The following is an 18,012-nucleotide window of genomic DNA, read 5'->3' as shown; positions in this document are numbered from 1 at the left end:
GAGGTTGATGCCGTCCACTTCGCTGCGCGGCACCAGGATGTCGTTGACGGTGACCTTGTCCAGCGCCTGCAGGCCGTCGAGCAGGCCGTTGCGGGGCGCTTCGTGGCGCTCGTTCTCATCCGGGTCGTCATCTTCCTGCGGGTGCAGGGGCACTGCGGCCGGCTGCGCGCGGAACGGGCGCAAGATCAGTTTGGCGCAGCCGTCGAGCAGGCAGGCGAACGGCTGCAGCAGCGTGAGCGGCGCTTTCAGCAGGCTTACGCCCAGGCTGGCCAGTGCTTGCGGGTTGCGCCGCGCCAGGCGCCGCGGCAGGAACTCGGCAAACACCAACAAGGCCGCGGCAGCGGCCAGCCCGGCCAGCCAGAAACCGTGCTCGCCGTCGTAGCGCTGCCCGACCAGGCACGCGAGGCCCAGGACCAGCAGTTTGCCGAGGCTGGCGCACAGCACCAGCGCCTGGGCGGGCAACGCTGGCTGGCCATCATCGCCACTGCGTTGCGCGCCAGCCAGTTGCAGGCGCGCAACGTCCACAGCAGTGAACAGCGCTGCCCAGAGCAGCGCCAATGCCAGCGTGACCAGTAGCGGTGCGTACGGCAGGGTGTCCATGGGTGGCCGTCAGATATGCAGAATGAATTCGCGAACCAGCTTGCTGCCGAAATAGGCCAGCATCAGCAGGCAGAAACCGGCCAGCGTCCAGCGAATGGCCTTGTGGCCGCGCCAACCCAGGCGGGTTCGCCCCCACAGCAGCACGCTGAATACGACCCAGGCAACGCAGGCCAGCAAGGTCTTGTGCACCAGGTGCTGGGCGAACAGGTTTTCGAGGAACAGCCAGCCGGAGATCAGCGACAGCGACAGCAGGCACCAGCCGGCCCAGAGGAAGCCGAACAACAGGCTTTCCATGGTTTGCAGCGGCGGGAAGTTGCGGATCAGCCCGGACGGGTGCTTGTTCTTCAGCTGGCGGTCCTGCAGCAGCAGCAGCAGCGACTGGAACACGGCAATGGTGAACAGCCCATAGGCCAGGATCGACAACAGGATGTGCGCAAGAATGCCCGGCTCCTCGTCGATCAGTGGCACCGTGCCGGGTGGCGCGAACTGCGCCAGCAAGGCCGTTACCGCGCCTAGCGGGAACAGCAGCACCAGCAGGTTTTCCACCGGTATGCGCAGGCAGGCGAGCAGGGTCAGGGCAATCACTGCCACGGCGATCAGGCTGGCTGCGCTGAAGAAGTCCAGGCTCAGGCCCAGTGGGGTGATCAACTGGAAGAACAGTGCGCCGGCCTGGGCCAGCACCGCAACGGCACCGAGCAGGCCGAGCAGGCGCTTGTCGGCCTTGCGGCCCTGGGCGAGGTATGAGCCCTGGTAGATGGCCGCTGCTATATAAAGGCCGGCGGCGATCAGGTTGGGGATGAGGCTGGGTGAGGAGAACATAAGTCCTGATTGGCGAGCCCTAAAGAGACGGAGTTTGGCATAGTGAGCTGCAAGCTGGAAGCTGCAAGCCTGAAGCGGGGGGCTTTAAGCGGCAAGCTTCAAGCTTCAAGCTTCAAGCTTCAAGCTTCAAGCGGCAAGCTTCAAGAAAAAGCAGCCATCCCGCGCATCGGCTCTTGCTTGTAGCTTGTAGCTTGCCGCTTGCCGCTTGCCGCTCGGAAGCCAAGGTGGGCGCCGCCGCCGCACTTCGCTATAATCGCCGCCTTGCTGTGCCTGGCGGGTATGTTTTTCCCTGCAGGCGCCTGACAAACCTCGGCTTTTACTGGGCCTGAAAGGATCACCATGTTCGAAAACCTGACCGACCGCCTGTCACAGACGCTGCGCCACGTCACCGGCAAGGCCAAGCTGACTGAAGACAACATCAAGGACACGCTGCGCGAAGTGCGCATGGCCCTGCTCGAGGCCGACGTCGCCCTGCCGGTGGTCAAGGATTTCGTCAACAGCGTCAAGGACCGTGCGGTCGGCACCGAAGTGTCGCGCAGCCTCACCCCGGGCCAGGCGTTCGTCAAGATCGTGCAGGCCGAGCTGGAAAGCCTCATGGGCGCGGCCAACGAAGACCTTGCGCTCAATGCCGCCCCGCCTGCCGTGGTACTGATGGCCGGCTTGCAGGGCGCCGGCAAGACCACCACCGCTGGCAAGCTGGCGCGCTTCCTCAAGGAGCGCAAGAAAAAGAGCGTGATGGTGGTGTCCGCCGACGTCTATCGCCCGGCGGCGATCAAGCAGCTGGAAACCCTGGCCAACGACATCGGTGTCACCTTCTTCCCGTCCGACATCAGCCAGAAGCCGGTGGCCATTGCCGAAGCGGCCATCCGCGAAGCCAAGCTCAAGTTCATCGACGTGGTCATCGTCGACACCGCCGGCCGCCTGCACATCGATGCCGACATGATGGCCGAGATCAAGGCGCTGCACGCTGCGGTCAAGCCGATCGAAACCCTGTTCGTGGTCGACGCCATGACCGGCCAGGACGCCGCCAACACCGCCAAGGCCTTTGGCGAGGCGCTGCCGTTGACCGGCGTGGTACTGACCAAGGTCGACGGTGACGCCCGTGGCGGTGCTGCGCTGTCGGTGCGTGCCATCACCGGCAAGCCGATCAAGTTCATCGGTATGGGTGAAAAAACCGAGGCCCTCGAGCCGTTCCACCCCGACCGCGTGGCCTCGCGCATCCTGGGCATGGGCGATGTGCTCAGCCTGATCGAGCAGGCCGAGCAGACCATCGACAAGGCCAAGGCCGACAAGCTGGCCAAGAAGCTGAAGAAGGGCAAGGGCTTCGACCTCGAAGACTTCCGCGACCAGCTGCAGCAAATGAAGAACATGGGCGGCCTGGGTGGCCTGATGGACAAGCTGCCGAGCATCGGCGGGGTCAACCTGTCGCAGATGGGCAACGCCCAGGGCGCGGCCGAGAAGCAGTTCAAGCAGATGGAAGCGATCATCAACTCCATGACCCCTGCCGAGCGCCGCGACCCTGACCTGATCAGCGGTTCGCGCAAGCGCCGTATCGCCCTGGGTTCCGGTACCCAGGTGCAGGACATCGGCCGGCTGATCAAGCAGCACAAGCAGATGCAGAAGATGATGAAGAAGTTCTCTGCCAAGGGCGGCATGGCCAAGATGATGCGCGGCCTGGGCGGTATGCTCCCGGGCGGCGGCATGCCCAAGCTGTAACACGTATTCCGGGTGCCTGCCTTTCGTCGGGCAGGCAGCCAGAACCCCCGCCATGGCGGGGCAACGGCCGCGAATTTCGCGGCGCAACCGGCAAATCTGGACGGCGGGGCGGTGCCTTGCCGAAAAAGTCATTTGCAAATGTCCGTGTATTCCCCGAGAATATGCGGCCTTTTGGGCACCCGTGTGCCTATTTGGCATTCAGATTTGCAGTAAAAACTGCAACACCGACTATAGGAACGATGTTCACATGGTAACCATTCGTCTGGCCCGTGGCGGCTCGAAAAAGCGCCCATTCTACCACCTGACCGTGACCAACTCGCGTAACGCCCGTGACGGCCGTTTCGTTGAGCGCGTTGGCTTCTTCAACCCGATCGCATCGGGCGCCGAAGTCAAGCTGTCGGTCAACCAGGAGCGCGTCACCTACTGGCTGAGCCAGGGCGCACAGCCGTCTGAGCGCGTTGCTCAGCTGCTGAAGGACGCTGCCAAGGCCGCTGCCTGAAACGTATGAACGCGACGCCAGAAAAGGCTGACGACCTCATCGTCGTTGGCAAGATTTTTTCGGTTCACGGCGTTCGCGGCGAGGTGAAGGTGTATTCCTTTACCGATCCGATTGAAAACCTGTTGGATTATCCGCGCTGGACGCTTCGGCACGAAGGCAAGGTAAAGCAGGTCGAGCTGGTCAGCGGTCGTGGCTCCCAAAAGGGCCTGGTCGTGAAACTGAAAGGCCTCGATGATCGTGATGAAGCCCGGCTTCTGAGCGGTTACGAAATCTGCATTGCGCGGAGCCTTTTGCCCAACCTGGCTGCCGACGAGTACTACTGGTACCAGTTGGTGGGTCTGAAGGTCATCAACCAGGACGAACACCTGTTCGGCAAGGTCGATCACCTGTTGGAGACTGGCGCGAACGATGTAATGGTGGTCAAGCCCTGTGCGGGCAGCCTGGATGATCGCGAGCGGCTGTTGCCCTATACGGAGCAATGCGTGCTGGCAATCGACCTGGAAGCAGGCACGATGCGGGTTGAGTGGGACGCGGATTTCTAAACGATGGGTAACCTTCGCGTAGATGTCATCACGTTGTTCCCCGAGATGTTCTCGGCCATCACGGAGTACGGCATTACCAGCCGCGCGGTGAAACAAGGGTTGCTTCAGGTGACTTGCTGGAACCCGCGGGACTACACCACAGATCGTCACCACACGGTAGATGATCGGCCGTTTGGTGGTGGTCCGGGCATGGTGATGAAAATCAAGCCTCTGGAAGATGCACTGGTTAGCGCCAGGCAGGCAACCGGAGCTGCGGCGAAGGTGATCTACCTTTCGCCACAAGGCCGCAAGCTGACTCAGCAAGCGGTCAAAGGCCTGGCCGAACAGGAGTCGTTGATCCTGATCGCCGGTCGTTATGAGGGCATCGACGAGCGCTTTATCGAGGCTCATGTCGATGAGGAGTGGTCGATTGGTGACTATGTGCTTTCCGGTGGCGAGCTGCCGGCCATGGTACTGATCGATGCGGTTACGCGGCTGCTGCCCGGAGCTTTAGGGCATGTGGACTCGGCGGAAGAGGATTCCTTTACCGACGGTCTGCTTGATTGCCCGCACTACACCCGGCCTGAGGTGTATGCGGATCAGCGTGTTCCCGACGTGTTGCTAAGTGGCAACCATGCACACATCCGGCGTTGGAGGATGAAGCAGTCCCTTGGTAGGACCTTCGAACGACGCGCCGATCTTCTGGAAAGTCGCTCGCTTTCTGGAGAAGAGAAGAAGCTGCTCGAGGAATATCTCCGCGAGCGGGACGATAGTTAAACGTATCGATGGTGGATCGCGTATCCATCTTAGGAGCACAGCATGACCAACAAGATCATCCAGCAGCTCGAAGCCGAGCAGATGAGCAAGGAAATCCCGACCTTCGCGCCAGGCGACACCGTTGTCGTTCAGGTTAAAGTGAAGGAAGGTGAGCGTTCCCGTCTGCAGGCGTTCGAAGGCGTCGTTATCGCCAAGCGTAACCGCGGTCTGAACAGCGCCTTCACCGTGCGCAAGATCTCCAGCGGCGTTGGCGTAGAACGTACCTTCCAGACCTACAGCCCGCAAATCGACAGCCTGGCCGTGAAACGTCGTGGTGACGTGCGTAAAGCCAAGCTGTACTACCTGCGCGACCTGTCCGGCAAAGCCGCTCGCATCAAGGAAAAACTGTCCTGAGTACAGTTTGCCCGGTGGCCGAGGCCGCCTAGCGAGAGAAAAGCAGCCTTCGGGCTGCTTTTTTGCTTTTTCAACCTTCAGAAGATCGAATTGCGATGACTACCCGAGACCAGGAAATTCAGCGCCGCACCGAACTGTCGGTTACCCGCGTGACCAAGGCGGTGTTCCCCAACACCACCAACCACCACAACACCCTGTTCGGCGGTACTGCGCTGGCCTGGATGGACGAGGTGTCGTTCATCGCTGCCACGCGCTTCTGCCGCCTGCCGCTGGTGACCGTGTCCACCGACCGCATCGACTTCAAGCACCCGATCCCGGCCGGCTCGATCGTCGAGTTGGTGGGCACGGTGATCAAGGTCGGCAACACCAGTTTGCAGGTGCAAGTGGATGTGTTCGTAGAAAACATGTACCTGGACGGCCGTGAGCGTGCGATCCATGGGGTGTTCAGCTTTGTCGCCATCGACGAGGACAAGCGCCCGGTGCCGGTTTTGCCCCAGGCCTGAGTTCTTCTGCACTGGCCCTTTCGCCGGCGCGCTCGCTTCTACAAGCCATGCAAAGCATTCAAAGCCTGTGCAGGCCCTGTGGGAGCGGGCGTGCCCGCGAAGAGGCCGGTACAGACAACCCCCAGGCTGCTGTGAAACACTAGCCCCATCTCCAACACCCAGCAGCCCTGAATGCCCGCCCTAGACCACCCCCTGATCGACCAGTTCCTCGACGCCCTGTGGCTTGAGAAAGGCCTGTCCGACAACACCCGCGTGTCCTACCGCAGTGACCTGGCCCTGTTCAACGGCTGGCTGCATGAGCGCTCCGTGGCGCTGCCCGACGCTGGCCGCGACCTGATCCTCGACCACCTGGCCTGGCGCCTGGAGCAGGGCTACAAGCCGCGTTCCACGGCACGTTTCATCTCCGGCCTGCGCGGCTTCTTCCGTTACCTGTTGCGGGAAAAGCTGGTGGCCATCGACCCGACCTTGCAGGTCGACATGCCGCAACTGGGCAAGCCTTTACCCAAGTCGCTGTCCGAAGCGGACGTCGAAGCCCTGCTGCAGGCCCCGGACCTGGGCGAGGCCATCGGCCAGCGTGATCGCGCCATGCTCGAAGTGCTGTACGCTTGTGGTCTGCGCGTCACCGAACTGGTCAGCCTGGCCCTCGACCAGGTCAACCTGCGCCAGGGCGTGCTGCGGGTCATGGGCAAAGGCAGCAAAGAGCGCCTGGTTCCCATGGGCGAAGAAGCCGTGGTATGGCTGGAGCGCTACCTGCGCGGTGGCCGTGCCGAACTGCTCAATGGCCGCCCCAGTGATGTACTGTTCCCCAGCCTTCGCGGCGAGCAGATGACCCGCCAGACCTTCTGGCACCGCATCAAGCACCATGCCCGCGTGGCCGGTATCGACAAGCCGCTGTCCCCGCATACGCTGCGCCATGCCTTTGCCACCCATTTGCTCAACCATGGCGCCGACCTGCGCGTGGTGCAGATGCTGCTGGGCCACAGCGACCTGTCGACCACGCAGATCTACACCCATGTGGCCAAGGCTCGCCTGCAACAGTTGCACGCCCAGCACCACCCGCGTGGATGAATGTTTTTCATGTTCCGCCGACCGGTCCTTGCCAGGCCCTTCACCAGCAGCGTGATGTGGTAGGCTTGGGCGGTTTGCACCAAGGGCCGCACGCTCACCGCTCTTTTTCGCCGGTGGCGCCCTCCGGTCCCTGTCCGCCTTCAGGAGTTCCCATGCGCGTGACCCAGTTTTTCGCCGCCGCCGCGTTGGCGCTGGCCAGTACCTTTGCGCTTGCCGCGGCAACCGACAGCAATGCCGGTGCCGAGCAGGCCATCCGTAAATCACTGCAAAACCTCGAGCTGGAAGTACCCGTGGAAAGCGTGGCCAGCAGCCCGCTGAACGGCCTGTACGAAGTCAAGCTCCAGGGCGGCCGGGTGCTCTACGCCAGCGCCGATGGCCAGTTCGTGATGCAGGGTTATCTGTTCCAGATCCAGAACGGCAAGCCGGTCAACCTTACCGAAAAAACCGAACGCCAAGGCGTGGCCAAGCTCATCAACGGCATTCCAGCCGCCGAGATGGTGGTTTATCCTGCCAAGGGCGAAACCAAGTCGCATATCACCGTTTTCACCGACACCACCTGCCCGTACTGCCACAAGCTGCACGCCGAAGTGCCTGAACTGAACCGCCGCGGTATCGAAGTGCGCTATGTCGCCTTCCCGCGCCAGGGCCTCGGTTCGCCGGGTGACCAGCAATTGCAGGCGGTGTGGTGCTCCAGCGACCGCCGCGCGGCGATGGACAAAATGGTCGAAGGCGAGGAAATCAAGGCGGCCAAGTGCGCCAACCCGGTCGGCAAGCAGTTCCAGCTGGGCCAGTCGATCGGTGTCAACGGCACGCCGGCCATCGTGCTGGAAAGCGGCCAGGTCATTCCGGGCTACCAGCCGGCACCACAGGTCGCCAAGCTGGCACTGGCCAAGTAATCCAATTCAGTACGCCGTCGTCATGGGGTGACGGCATGTTTCACGGTCGGCAAGGTGCCGGCCGTTCAATGGGGAGTTCACAGTGAAACCGGTCAAAGTAGGCATCTGTGGGTTGGGGACCGTCGGTGGCGGAACCTTCAATGTACTTCAGCGCAACGCCGAGGAGATTGCCCGTCGTGCCGGGCGCGGTATTGAAGTGGCACAGATCGCCATGCGCTCGCAGAACCCGAACTGCCAGATTACCGGTACCCCCATTACCGCTGATGTGTTCGACGTTGCGAGCAACCCCGAGATCGACATCGTCATCGAGCTGATCGGCGGCTACACCATCGCCCGCGACCTGGTGCTCAAGGCCATCGAGAACGGCAAGCACGTGGTCACCGCCAACAAGGCACTGATCGCCGTGCACGGCAACGAAATCTTTGCCAAGGCCCGCGAAAAAGGCGTGATCGTCGCCTTCGAAGCGGCCGTGGCCGGCGGCATCCCGGTGATCAAGGCCATCCGTGAAGGCCTGTCAGCCAACCGCATCAACTGGCTGGCCGGCATCATCAACGGTACCGGCAACTTCATCCTCACCGAAATGCGCGAGAAAGGCCGGGCCTTCCCCGACGTGCTGGCCGAAGCCCAGGCGCTGGGCTACGCCGAAGCCGACCCTACCTTCGACGTCGAAGGCATCGATGCTGCGCACAAGCTGACCATCCTCGCCTCCATCGCGTTCGGCATTCCGCTGCAGTTCGACAAGGCCTACACCGAAGGCATCACCCAGCTGACCACCGCTGACGTGAACTACGCCGAGGCCCTCGGCTACCGCATCAAGCACCTGGGCGTGGCCCGGCGCACCGCTGAAGGCATCGAGTTGCGCGTGCACCCGACCTTGATCCCCGCCGACCGCCTGATCGCCAACGTCAACGGCGTGATGAACGCCGTGATGGTCAACGGTGACGCCGCCGGTTCGACCCTGTACTACGGTGCCGGTGCCGGCATGGAGCCAACCGCCTCGTCGGTGGTTGGCGACCTGGTCGACGTGGTCCGTGCCATGACCTCCGACCCGGAAAACCGCGTACCGCACCTGGCCTTCCAGCCCGATTCGCTGTCGGCCCACCCGATCCTGCCGATCGAAGCCTGCGAGAGCGCCTACTACCTGCGTATCCAGGCCAAGGATCACCCAGGCGTGCTGGCCCAGGTGGCCAGCATCCTTTCCGAGCGTGGTATCAACATCGAGTCGATCATGCAGAAGGAAGCCGAGGAACAGGACGGCCTGGTACCGATGATCCTGGTCACCCACGGCGTGGTCGAGCAGCGCATCAATGATGCCATCGTCGCCCTGGAAGCCCTGCAGGACGTGGTCGGCAAGGTTGTGCGCATTCGCGTCGAGCAGCTCAACTAAGCGGCAAGCCTCAAGCTGCAAGCTGCAAGAAAGGCAGTGCAGTGTTGAGGCTTCGAATAGAGTTAATTCGCGGCAAGGGCGAGACGCAAGGCACAAGAGCAACGCCGTTCGGCTTTTTCTTGTCGCTTGCAGCTCGAAGCTTGCCGCTCAAACCAAAGGTTTGCACCCATGCGCTATATCAGTACCCGCGGCCAGGCACCGGCCCTGAATTTCGAAGACGTGCTGCTGGCTGGCCTGGCCAGTGACGGCGGCCTGTATGTGCCGGAAAACCTGCCACGTTTCACCCAGGAAGAAATCGCTTCGTGGGCCGGCCTGCCGTACCACGAACTGGCCTTCCGGGTCATGCGCCCGTTCGTTGAAGGCAGCATCGCCGACGCCGACTTCAAGAAGATCCTCGAAGAAACCTACGGCGAGTTCGCCCACGCAGCAGTGGCCCCGCTGCGCCAGCTGAACAGCAACGAATGGGTACTCGAGCTGTTCCACGGCCCAACCCTGGCGTTCAAGGACTTTGCCTTGCAACTGCTCGGGCGCCTGCTCGACCACGTGCTGGCCAAGCGCAACGAGCGCGTGGTGATCATCGGCGCCACCAGTGGTGACACAGGCTCCGCGGCCATCGAAGGCTGCCGCCGTTGCGACAACGTCGACATCTTCATCCTGCACCCGCACCAGCGCGTGTCGGAAGTACAGCGGCGGCAGATGACCACCATTTTCGGTGACAACATCCACAACATCGCCATCGAAGGCAACTTCGACGATTGCCAGGAAATGGTCAAGGCCAGCTTCGCCGACCAGTCGTTCCTCAAGGGCACCCGCCTGGTGGCCGTGAACTCGATCAACTGGGCGCGCATCATGGCCCAGATCGTCTACTACTTCCATGCCGCCCTGCAGTTGGGTGGGCCGTCGCGTTCCGTGGCGTTCTCGGTGCCGACCGGCAACTTTGGCGACATTTTTGCCGGCTACCTGGCGCGCAACATGGGCCTGCCGGTCAGCCAGCTGATCGTGGCCACCAACCGCAACGACATCCTGCACCGCTTCATGAGCGGCAACCAGTACGTCAAGGAAACCCTGCACGCCACCTTGTCGCCGTCGATGGACATCATGGTGTCGTCCAACTTCGAGCGCCTGCTGTTCGACCTGCACGGCCGCAACGGTGGCGCAATTGCCGAACTGATGGCCAACTTCAAGCAGGGTGGCGGCTTCAGCGTCGAGCAGGACCGCTGGACCGAAGCCCGCAAGCTGTTCGATTCGTTGGCCGTCAGCGACGAACAGACCTGCGAGACCATCGCCGAGGTGTTCGCTGCCACTGGCGAGGTCCTCGACCCGCACACCGCGATCGGCGTCAAGGCCGCCCGTGAGTGCCGCCGCAACCTGGACACGCCGATGGTGGTGCTGGGTACCGCGCACCCGGTCAAGTTCCCTGAAGCGGTAGAAAAGGCCGGTGTGGGCAAGGCACTCGAGCTGCCGGCGCACCTCAGCGACCTGTTCAGCCGTGAGGAGCGTTGCACGGTGCTGGCCAATGACCTGAAAGCGGTACAGGGCTTTGTCAGCCAGCATGGCAACCGCGGCAAGCCATTGTAATGGCTGTGCCTGGGGCTGCTGCGCAGCCCCGTCGCGATACAAGGCCGCTCCTGCAGGCAACCGCGTTGGCTTCAGCTGACGCGGTATAGCCAGTTCCCGCAGCTTAATCAGAATCATCCTATTCAGGCGGCATTCACCAGCGCCTAAATTAGCCGGTCCTCCCATCAGGAGCGGCTCATGCACCAGACCGTCGTGTTGATTCATCAGGCACGCCCATCGCACCAGATCCTGCTGCACCAGGCCCTCAACGCGCAGGGCGTGTTCGCTGTGCGCATCAGCGCGACCACCGCTGAACTGGATGCCCGCCTTGGCGCCGAACGCCGCCCAGACCTGCTGATTCTCGACCACGCCATGCCAACCAGGGCCGGCCGTGCCCTGCTCGCACGTCTGGCCCAGGCCCGTGCCCTGTTGTTCGTCGGCCAGCCTGCGCCGCAGCGTTTCGACCTGGCCCAAGAGGCGCGCAATCAAGGCCTGTGGGTACTCGCCGAGCTGCCCTGGCCGTTGTCGATGCCGCGCCTGCAGCGCGCCCTGCAGACGCTGCAGGCGCGGCATCGACAAGGGCCATAGCAAGGCGAACTTTCCGCTGTGCCCGCGGGTCAGTTGCTCTATATCCCACCACGCAGCGAGTGAACCGGATGGAAAGAATCTGCAGCCTGCTCAACGATGCACTGAGCCCTTATCAGACCCACCTCGGCGTTGCCGATGCCAACGGTAATCGCCAACTCACGGTTCAAGGCGGCCTCACAGGGGTGACCTTGCAGCGCACTGTCAGTGAGCGCCAGTTACAGGAACACCGCCTGTTGATCGACCTGGTGGATGGTTTGCACCGTGACCTGCAGATAGCCGAGGGGCGGCTGCAGCCTTGCGTGATCGCTGCGCTGCAACAATGCCAGCAACCGCAGGGAACCTTTGCCTAAAGGATTCATCTGACACAGTAGGGGCAGCCAGCCAGCGCTTTGCTCCGGCGCTGGCAAAACTGCCACGGGAAGTCCTCAAGGGCTTTCGCTTGACCCCGGGCGTCCTTCCCCAGCGCCCGGGGTTTCTTTTTTCTGGGTTCTCTACCGGCCCTGTCGCGCCGCGGACTCAATTCGTAAGCGCGACGCGGCCTGTGTGGGAGCGGGCGTGCCCGCGAACAACGGCGTAGCCGGTGCCAGCCACCGCGCTGGATTTTTCGCGGGCATGCCCGCTCCCACAAAGTCCCCGCTAAATCAATAAGTTATGCAATTTTCTCTGGAGCTGGCTTGCCCGCGACAGGGCCGGTGCAGGCATTTAATGTGCTTCGAAGAAACGCTTGCTTTCTTCCAGGTAGTTTCTGCGCGAGACCGGATCCAGCCAGTGGGCATACAGCCCAGGCAGCACGTCCCGTCGCAACGCAAGCAGCAACTGGTCGATATGCGCCACTGCAGCGCGCCCCAGTTCGCTGTCCGAGCACCCCACGTGCAGAAACTGGTAGCGCTCCACCCCCTGCACTGGATAAAACTGATAATCGGCCAGCGCGGCGCCTTGCTGCTGGATCAGGTAACGCACCTCAGGCCAGTAGCCGAGCACCAGGCGCAGGCGCCCCAACTGCTGCATCTGCAGCAGGTTGGCGGTGGCTTCGTTACCGTAATGGCGGCTGAGCACAGTGTCTGGCAGCTGGCGCAAAATGCTGTCGATCTGCAGGCCATAACTGCGTTCGGCAACGACCCCGAGTTTCAGTGCGGTTTTGCTCAGCAGGCCATGCAGGTCTACCTGCTGGCCCTGCAGATAGGGGGCCACCAGTGCCTGGCTTTCCTTGCGGCCCACCAGGCCGCCACTGAGCACGCCCAGGGAGGGCAGGGAGAACTGCACATATTCCTCACGTTGGGGTGTCCACAGCAGCGTCGGGTCGCAGGTGAAGGTGTTGCGGTCCTGCAGCATCTGTATTCCGCGGGCACGGGTGACGCGCTGGATGGCGTGGTCGTACTCGGGCATCTGCGCAATCAACAGGGGCAGCAGTTGGTCGATTACCCCTCGGCCTTGCTCCGGGCCGTCGAAAATGGTGAATGGTGGCAGGTCACGCACCAGCCAGAACAGGCGTTCCTTGGCAATGGCAGGGTGCAGCAGCAATGCGGCCATCAGCCCGCAAAGCAGGACCAGCGGGCGTAGGCGGCGGGCGGCGCGCATGCGGCCGGGCTGCGCCTGGTTCAGACCGTGCCTGCGGCGCGCAAGCTGGCGATGGCCGCCGCGTCATAGCCAAGGCTGGCCAGCAGTGCCTCGGTGTGCTCGCCAAGGGCCGGGCCCACCCATTCGCTCGAACCTGGGGTTTCCGACAGCTTGGGCACGATGCCAGGCATCTTGAATGGCTTGCCGTCGGGCAGCTTGGCCTGGAGGAACATTTCCCGAGCCAGGTACTGCGGGTCGCTGAACATGTCCTCGGCGGAGTAGATCCGGCTGGCCGGGACCTCGGCGGCGGTCAGCACCTGCATCAGCGTTTCCAGCGGCAGGCTGTTGGCCCAGCGGTCGATCACCCCGTACAGCTCATCCCGGCGAAGGTCGCGGCCATCGTTGCTGGCCAGGCTTGGGTCGTCAGCCAGGTCGGCACGCCCGATGGCCTGCATGAAGCGCTTGAAGATCGCATCGCCGTTGGCGCCGATCTGTACATGCTTGCCGTCGGCGCTGGTGTGGATGGAGGAGGGGGTAATGCCGGGCATGATGTTGCCGGTGCGTTCACGGATAAAACCGAATACATCGAATTCCGGGACCATGCTTTCCATCATGGCGAAGATGGCTTCGTACAGCGCTACGTCCACCACCTGGCCCTGGCCGCCGTTGACCTCCCTGTGGCGCAGCGCCATCAGCGCGCCGATAACGCCCCACAAGGCGGCGATCGAGTCGCCGATCGAAATGCCGGTGCGCACCGGTGGCCGGTCGTCGAAGCCGGTGATGTAGCGCAGGCCGCCCATCGACTCGCCTACGGCACCAAAACCTGGTTGGTCCTTCATTGGCCCGGTCTGGCCAAAGCCCGACAGGCGCACCATGATCAGCCCAGGGTTGAGCGCATGCAGCACATCCCAGCCCAGGCCAAGCTTTTCGAGCACGCCCGGGCGGAAGTTCTCGATCAGGATGTCGGCGTCGGCCAGCAGCCTTTGCAATACCTCGCGGCCTTCAGGGTGCTTCAGGTTGAGGGTCAGCGACTGCTTGTTGCGCGCCTGCACGAACCACCACAGGGAGGTGCCTTCGTACAGCTTGCGCCACTTGCGCAGCGGGTCGCCGCCATCGGGCGACTCGACCTTGACCACCTCGGCACCGAATTCGGCGCAGATGCGCGAGGCGAATGGCCCGGCGATCAGTGTGCCGAGTTCGACAACTTTGAGGCCGGCGAGGGGTTTGCTGGGCGTCGACATGGGGCATCCGTGGCAGTTGGGCAGAGCGGTGGTTTTATCACACGGCGGTTGCGCCGGGTACTGCTGCGGCGCATGGCGAGTGCGGATGGGTTAGACTGTGCGACTTTTCTTTTGCACGAAGCCTGTCGACCATGGCCCAGCCGTCCACCACCTACAAGTTCGAACTGAATCTCACCGATCTTGACCGTAACGTCTACCAAAGCGTCAAGCAGACCATCGCGCGCCACCCTTCGGAAACCGAAGAGCGCATGGCGGTGCGGTTGTTGGCCTACGCGCTCTGGTACAACGAGAACCTGTCGTTCGGCCGTGGCCTGTCGGATGTAGATGAGCCGGCACTTTGGGAAAAGAGCCTGGACGACCGCGTGCTGCACTGGATCGAAGTGGGCCAACCCGATGCCGAGCGCCTGACCTGGTGCTCGCGGCGCACCGAACGCACCAGCCTGCTGGCCTATGGCAGCCTGCGCGTGTGGGAAGGCAAGGTGGTCAGCGCGGTCAAGAACCTCAAGAACCTGAACATCGCCGCAGTGCCGCAGGAGGTGCTGGAAACCCTGGCCGCCGACATGCCGCGCGCCATCAAGTGGGATGTGATGATCAGCGAAGGTACGGTCTTCGTTACCGACGACCGTGGCCAGCACGAAGTGCAACTGCAGTGGCTACTGGGTGAGCGTGGCTGAAGCAACCCATGCGTATCGAACCTCGCCCCCTGCCTGCGACCCTGCCTTTTCTGGGTAACCTGCCACCCTTGCTCACCCGTTTGTATGCCGCACGCGGCGTGCAAAGCGAGGCCGAACTGGACAAAAGCCTTGCGCGGCTGCTGCCGTATCAGCAGCTCAAGGGCATCGAGGCCGGCGTCGACCTGCTGGTCGCTGCCATAGACCAGCGCCAGCGCATTCTCATTGTCGGCGACTTCGACGCCGACGGTGCCACCGCAAGTACGGTTGGGGTGCTGGGCTTGCGTTTGTTGGGGGCAGCCCATGTCGATTACCTGGTGCCCAACCGTTTTGAATACGGTTACGGCCTGACCCCGGAAATCGTCGAAGTTGCCCTGCAGCGCCAGCCGCAGTTGCTGATTACCGTGGACAACGGCATTTCCAGCGTCGACGGGGTGGCCGCTGCCAAGGCCGCTGGGCTGAAAGTGCTGGTGACCGACCATCACTTGCCAGGCGAACAACTGCCCGATGCCGACGCCATCATCAACCCCAACCAGCCGGGTTGCAGCTTCCCGAGCAAGGCGCTGGCCGGGGTCGGTGTCATCTTCTATGTGCTGATGGCCCTGCGCGCGCGGTTGCGCAGCCTGGGCCGCTACGCGACACAACCCCAGCCGAACATCGGTGAACTGCTCGACCTGGTCGCCCTGGGCAGTGTGGCCGATGTGGTGCCGCTGGATGCCAACAACCGCATCCTGGTGCACCAGGGCCTGGAGCGCATCCGTGCCGGCCGTGCCCGCCCGGGCTTGAAGGCCATTCTTGAGGTGGCCCGCCGCGATCACCGGCGCATCACCTCCACCGACCTGGGTTTCATTCTTGGCCCACGCCTGAATGCAGCCGGGCGCCTGGACGACATGAGCCTGGGCATCGAATGCCTGCTGTGCGAAGACCCGGCGCTGGCCCAGGACATGGCGCAGCAGCTGGATGACCTGAACCAGGACCGCAAGTCCATCGAGCAAGGCATGCAGCGCGAGGCGCTGGCCCAGCTCAAGGACCTGCCGGTCGAGTCGATGCCTTACGGCTTGTGCCTGTTCGATGCCGACTGGCACCAGGGCGTGATCGGTATTCTGGCGTCGCGGCTGAAGGAGCGTTACCACCGGCCGACCATTGCCTTCGCCGATGCAGGCGCTGGCATGCTGAAGGGCTCGGCGCGTTCTGTGCCAGGGTTCCATATTCGCGATGCGCTGGATGCCGTGGCGGCGCGCCACCCGCAATTGATCAGCAAGTTCGGCGGCCACGCCATGGCCGCTGGCTTGTCGTTGCCAGAGGCAAATTTCCCGGCCTTTGCCGAGGCTTTCGACGAAGAGGTACGGCGCCAGCTGCGTGAAGACGACCTGACCGGGCGCCTGCTGTCCGACGGCAGCCTGGCGGTGGAAGAATTCCACCTCGATCTGGCCAAGGCGCTACGCAATGCCGGGCCATGGGGCCAGCATTTCCCTGAGCCGCTGTTTCATGGCGTGTTCCAGTTGGTGGAGCAGCGCGTGGTGGGCGAGCGGCACTTGAAGGTGGTACTGAAGAGCGAGTGTGGCTCGGTGCGGCTGGATGGCATTGCCTTCGGCATCGACCGCGACGTATGGCCGAACCCGACGGTGCGCTGGGTCGAGTTGGCGTACAAGCTGGATGTGAACGAGTTTCGGGGCAATGAAAGTGTGCAGTTGATGATTGCCCACATGGAGCCGCGTTGACCCTGTAGGAGCGGCCTTGTGTCGCGATGGGCTGCAAAGCAGCCCCAGGTTGTCAGCATATATGCACAAGTCCAGGCTTTCAGCACAGCTGCAAAAACCCAGGCTTTCAGCACATTTACACAAATTGTCGGGGCTGCCTTGCAGCCCATCGCGACACAAGGCCGCTCCTACAAGGCCCATGTGCCAATGAAGGCGGCAGCGGCCGGCCACAGGCGTCTGTAAACAACTTGCCCAAAATCCCATGGAACCTTCCCCCCAGGCATTCTGGTCTAGTCTGAAGTATGACCGGACCCAGGCCAGGGACGTGCTATTGAGTGTCCGGGCCGGATCACCATTGGAGTTCTTGGGAGGTGCCCTCATGAGCCTGCTGCTCGAGCCTTACACCCTGCGTCAACTGACGTTGCCCAACCGCATCGCCGTTTCGCCGATGTGCCAGTATTCTGCAGCCGATGGCCTGGCCAACGACTGGCACCTCGTCCACCTGGGCAGCCGCGCGGTGGGTGGCGCGGGCCTGGTGATCACCGAGGCCGTGGCGGTTACCGCCGATGGCCGCATCACCGCCGAAGACCTTGGGTTGTGGGCGGACGCACAGATCGCCCCGTTGCAACGCATCACCCGCTTCATCACCGCCCAAGGCGCCGTGCCCGGCATCCAGCTGGCGCACGCCGGGCGCAAGGCCAGTACCTACCGCCCCTGGCTGGGCAAGCACGGTAGCGTCAAAACCGAGGAGGGTGGCTGGCAGCCGGTGGGGCCCTCGAAGATTGCCTTCGACCCGCAACATACAACGCCACGCGAGCTGACCTTGGGCGACATCCAGGAGGTGGTCGGTGCCTTCGTTGCCTCGGCCGAGCGCGCGTTGCAGGCCGGCTTCAAAGTGCTCGAGGTTCACGCCGCCCATGGCTACCTGCTGCACCAGTTCCTGTCACCGCTGAGCAACCAGCGGCGTGACGAATACGGCAGTTGCTTCGAAAACCGCATCCGCCTGACCCTGCAGGTGGTGGAAGCGGTGCGCAAGGTATGGCCTGCCGAATTGCCCCTGTTCGTGCGGGTATCGGCAACCGATTGGGTGGAAGACGGCTGGAACCCGGATGAAACCGTCGAACTGGCCCGGCGCCTGCGTAACCTGGGCGTCGATTTGATCGACGTGTCCTCTGGCGGCACTTCGGTGAACGCCGAAATACCCACCGGCCCCGGCTACCAGACCCGTTTCGCCGAGCGCGTGCGCAAAGAGTCTGAAATTGCCACCGGCACCGTGGGCATGATCACCGAACCTGCGCAGGCCGAGCATATCCTGCGTACCGGCCAGGCCGACCTCATCTTCCTTGCCCGCGAACTGCTGCGCGACCCTTACTGGCCGCTGCATGCCGACGACGACCTGGGCGGTAACAAGGCTACCTGGCCGGCCCAGTACCAGCGCGCTACCAGCCGGGCCAACCCGATTCATGAGTCGGATCTGCGCGACTGATTCTGAAGGCGCGGCCTTGTGGGAGCGGGCGTG

Annotated in this window: 20 protein-coding genes; 16 read left to right on the top strand and 4 right to left on the bottom strand. The window is 63.0% G+C overall.

The genetic code is table 11. From position 1 onward, the window contains the following. Positions 1-600: CNNM domain-containing protein (locus GYA94_RS23090; RefSeq protein WP_161893169.1), on the bottom strand; the 600-nt coding region annotated here is incomplete at its 3' end. Positions 601-609: 9 nt separating this feature from the next. After that, positions 610-1,419, bottom strand: a complete 810-nt coding sequence (locus GYA94_RS23085) for a cytochrome C assembly family protein (protein WP_009683440.1) — start codon at positions 1,417-1,419, stop codon at positions 610-612. Positions 1,420-1,461: 42 nt separating this feature from the next. Here GYA94_RS23085 and GYA94_RS23080 point away from each other — a divergent pair, with 42 nt between their 5' ends. The 13 genes from GYA94_RS23080 to GYA94_RS23020 all read left to right on the top strand — a co-directional run bounded on the left by GYA94_RS23080 (position 1,462) and on the right by GYA94_RS23020 (position 11,674). After that, positions 1,462-1,602: a hypothetical protein gene (locus GYA94_RS23080; protein WP_157050345.1), complete on the top strand. Its 141-nt coding sequence runs from the start codon at positions 1,462-1,464 to the stop codon at positions 1,600-1,602. Positions 1,603-1,758: 156 nt separating this feature from the next. After that, a complete protein-coding gene (gene ffh, locus GYA94_RS23075) occupies positions 1,759-3,135 on the top strand; it encodes a signal recognition particle protein (protein WP_009683441.1) in 1,377 nt (458 codons plus the stop codon). 247 nt (positions 3,136-3,382) lie between these two features. Further along, positions 3,383-3,634 (top strand): 30S ribosomal protein S16, encoded by a 252-nt coding sequence (gene rpsP, locus GYA94_RS23070; protein ID WP_008094480.1) that lies wholly within the window; start codon positions 3,383-3,385, stop codon positions 3,632-3,634. 5 nt (positions 3,635-3,639) lie between these two features. Beyond that, positions 3,640-4,176, top strand: a complete 537-nt coding sequence (rimM, locus tag GYA94_RS23065; protein ID WP_009683442.1) for a ribosome maturation factor RimM — start codon at positions 3,640-3,642, stop codon at positions 4,174-4,176. A gap of 3 nt (positions 4,177-4,179) precedes the next feature. Further along, positions 4,180-4,932 (top strand): tRNA (guanosine(37)-N1)-methyltransferase TrmD, encoded by a 753-nt coding sequence (gene trmD, locus GYA94_RS23060; protein ID WP_003252146.1) that lies wholly within the window; start codon positions 4,180-4,182, stop codon positions 4,930-4,932. 42 nt (positions 4,933-4,974) lie between these two features. Beyond that, positions 4,975-5,325, top strand: coding sequence for a 50S ribosomal protein L19 (gene rplS, locus GYA94_RS23055; protein ID WP_003252148.1), 351 nt, complete (start codon positions 4,975-4,977; stop codon positions 5,323-5,325). A gap of 95 nt (positions 5,326-5,420) precedes the next feature. Continuing rightward, a complete protein-coding gene (locus tag GYA94_RS23050; protein ID WP_009683444.1) occupies positions 5,421-5,828 on the top strand; it encodes an acyl-CoA thioesterase in 408 nt (135 codons plus the stop codon). 171 nt (positions 5,829-5,999) lie between these two features. Continuing rightward, positions 6,000-6,896: a site-specific tyrosine recombinase XerD gene (gene xerD / locus GYA94_RS23045; RefSeq protein ID WP_029888037.1), complete on the top strand. Its 897-nt coding sequence runs from the start codon at positions 6,000-6,002 to the stop codon at positions 6,894-6,896. 152 nt (positions 6,897-7,048) lie between these two features. Beyond that, positions 7,049-7,792: a DsbC family protein gene (locus GYA94_RS23040; protein ID WP_029888038.1), complete on the top strand. Its 744-nt coding sequence runs from the start codon at positions 7,049-7,051 to the stop codon at positions 7,790-7,792. A gap of 82 nt (positions 7,793-7,874) precedes the next feature. After that, a complete protein-coding gene (locus tag GYA94_RS23035; RefSeq protein WP_009683447.1) occupies positions 7,875-9,179 on the top strand; it encodes a homoserine dehydrogenase in 1,305 nt (434 codons plus the stop codon). Positions 9,180-9,347: 168 nt separating this feature from the next. After that, complete coding sequence (thrC, locus tag GYA94_RS23030; RefSeq protein WP_009683448.1) at positions 9,348-10,757, top strand: threonine synthase; 1,410 nt, start codon at positions 9,348-9,350, stop codon at positions 10,755-10,757. Positions 10,758-10,934: 177 nt separating this feature from the next. Next, a complete protein-coding gene (locus tag GYA94_RS23025; protein WP_110678886.1) occupies positions 10,935-11,324 on the top strand; it encodes a response regulator in 390 nt (129 codons plus the stop codon). Between the two features lie 68 nt (positions 11,325-11,392). After that, entirely contained in the window at positions 11,393-11,674 is a 282-nt protein-coding gene (locus tag GYA94_RS23020; RefSeq protein ID WP_110678884.1) for a DUF3509 domain-containing protein, read from the top strand. Between the two features lie 352 nt (positions 11,675-12,026). Here the strand turns inward: GYA94_RS23020 and GYA94_RS23015 are convergent, their stop codons facing one another. Together GYA94_RS23015 and GYA94_RS23010 are read right to left on the bottom strand one after the other, a co-directional pair. After that, positions 12,027-12,902 (bottom strand): TIGR02285 family protein, encoded by an 876-nt coding sequence (locus GYA94_RS23015; protein WP_110678880.1) that lies wholly within the window; start codon positions 12,900-12,902, stop codon positions 12,027-12,029. Positions 12,903-12,922: 20 nt separating this feature from the next. Then, the gene (locus tag GYA94_RS23010) at positions 12,923-14,122 is read right to left on the bottom strand and encodes a CaiB/BaiF CoA transferase family protein (protein WP_161893168.1); all 1,200 of its coding nucleotides are present in this window, start codon (positions 14,120-14,122) and stop codon (positions 12,923-12,925) included. 131 nt (positions 14,123-14,253) lie between these two features. On the opposite strand from GYA94_RS23010, the gene GYA94_RS23005 reads away from it, so the two are divergent. From GYA94_RS23005 to GYA94_RS22995, 3 genes are all read left to right on the top strand, one after another. Continuing rightward, positions 14,254-14,796, top strand: coding sequence for a YaeQ family protein (locus GYA94_RS23005; RefSeq protein WP_009683453.1), 543 nt, complete (start codon positions 14,254-14,256; stop codon positions 14,794-14,796). An 8-nt stretch (positions 14,797-14,804) separates the two neighbouring features. After that, complete coding sequence (recJ, locus tag GYA94_RS23000) at positions 14,805-16,514, top strand: single-stranded-DNA-specific exonuclease RecJ (protein ID WP_029886738.1); 1,710 nt, start codon at positions 14,805-14,807, stop codon at positions 16,512-16,514. Positions 16,515-16,872: 358 nt separating this feature from the next. After that, positions 16,873-17,979, top strand: coding sequence for an NADH:flavin oxidoreductase/NADH oxidase (locus tag GYA94_RS22995; protein WP_110678874.1), 1,107 nt, complete (start codon positions 16,873-16,875; stop codon positions 17,977-17,979). The last annotated feature ends 33 nt before the right edge of the window (positions 17,980-18,012 follow it).

The sequence above is a fragment of the Pseudomonas juntendi genome, assembly GCF_009932375.1.
Lineage (GTDB): Bacteria > Pseudomonadota > Gammaproteobacteria > Pseudomonadales > Pseudomonadaceae > Aquipseudomonas > Aquipseudomonas juntendi.
Note: the sequence above shows the minus strand (reverse complement) of the source record. Positions and strands in the feature narration are given on the sequence as shown.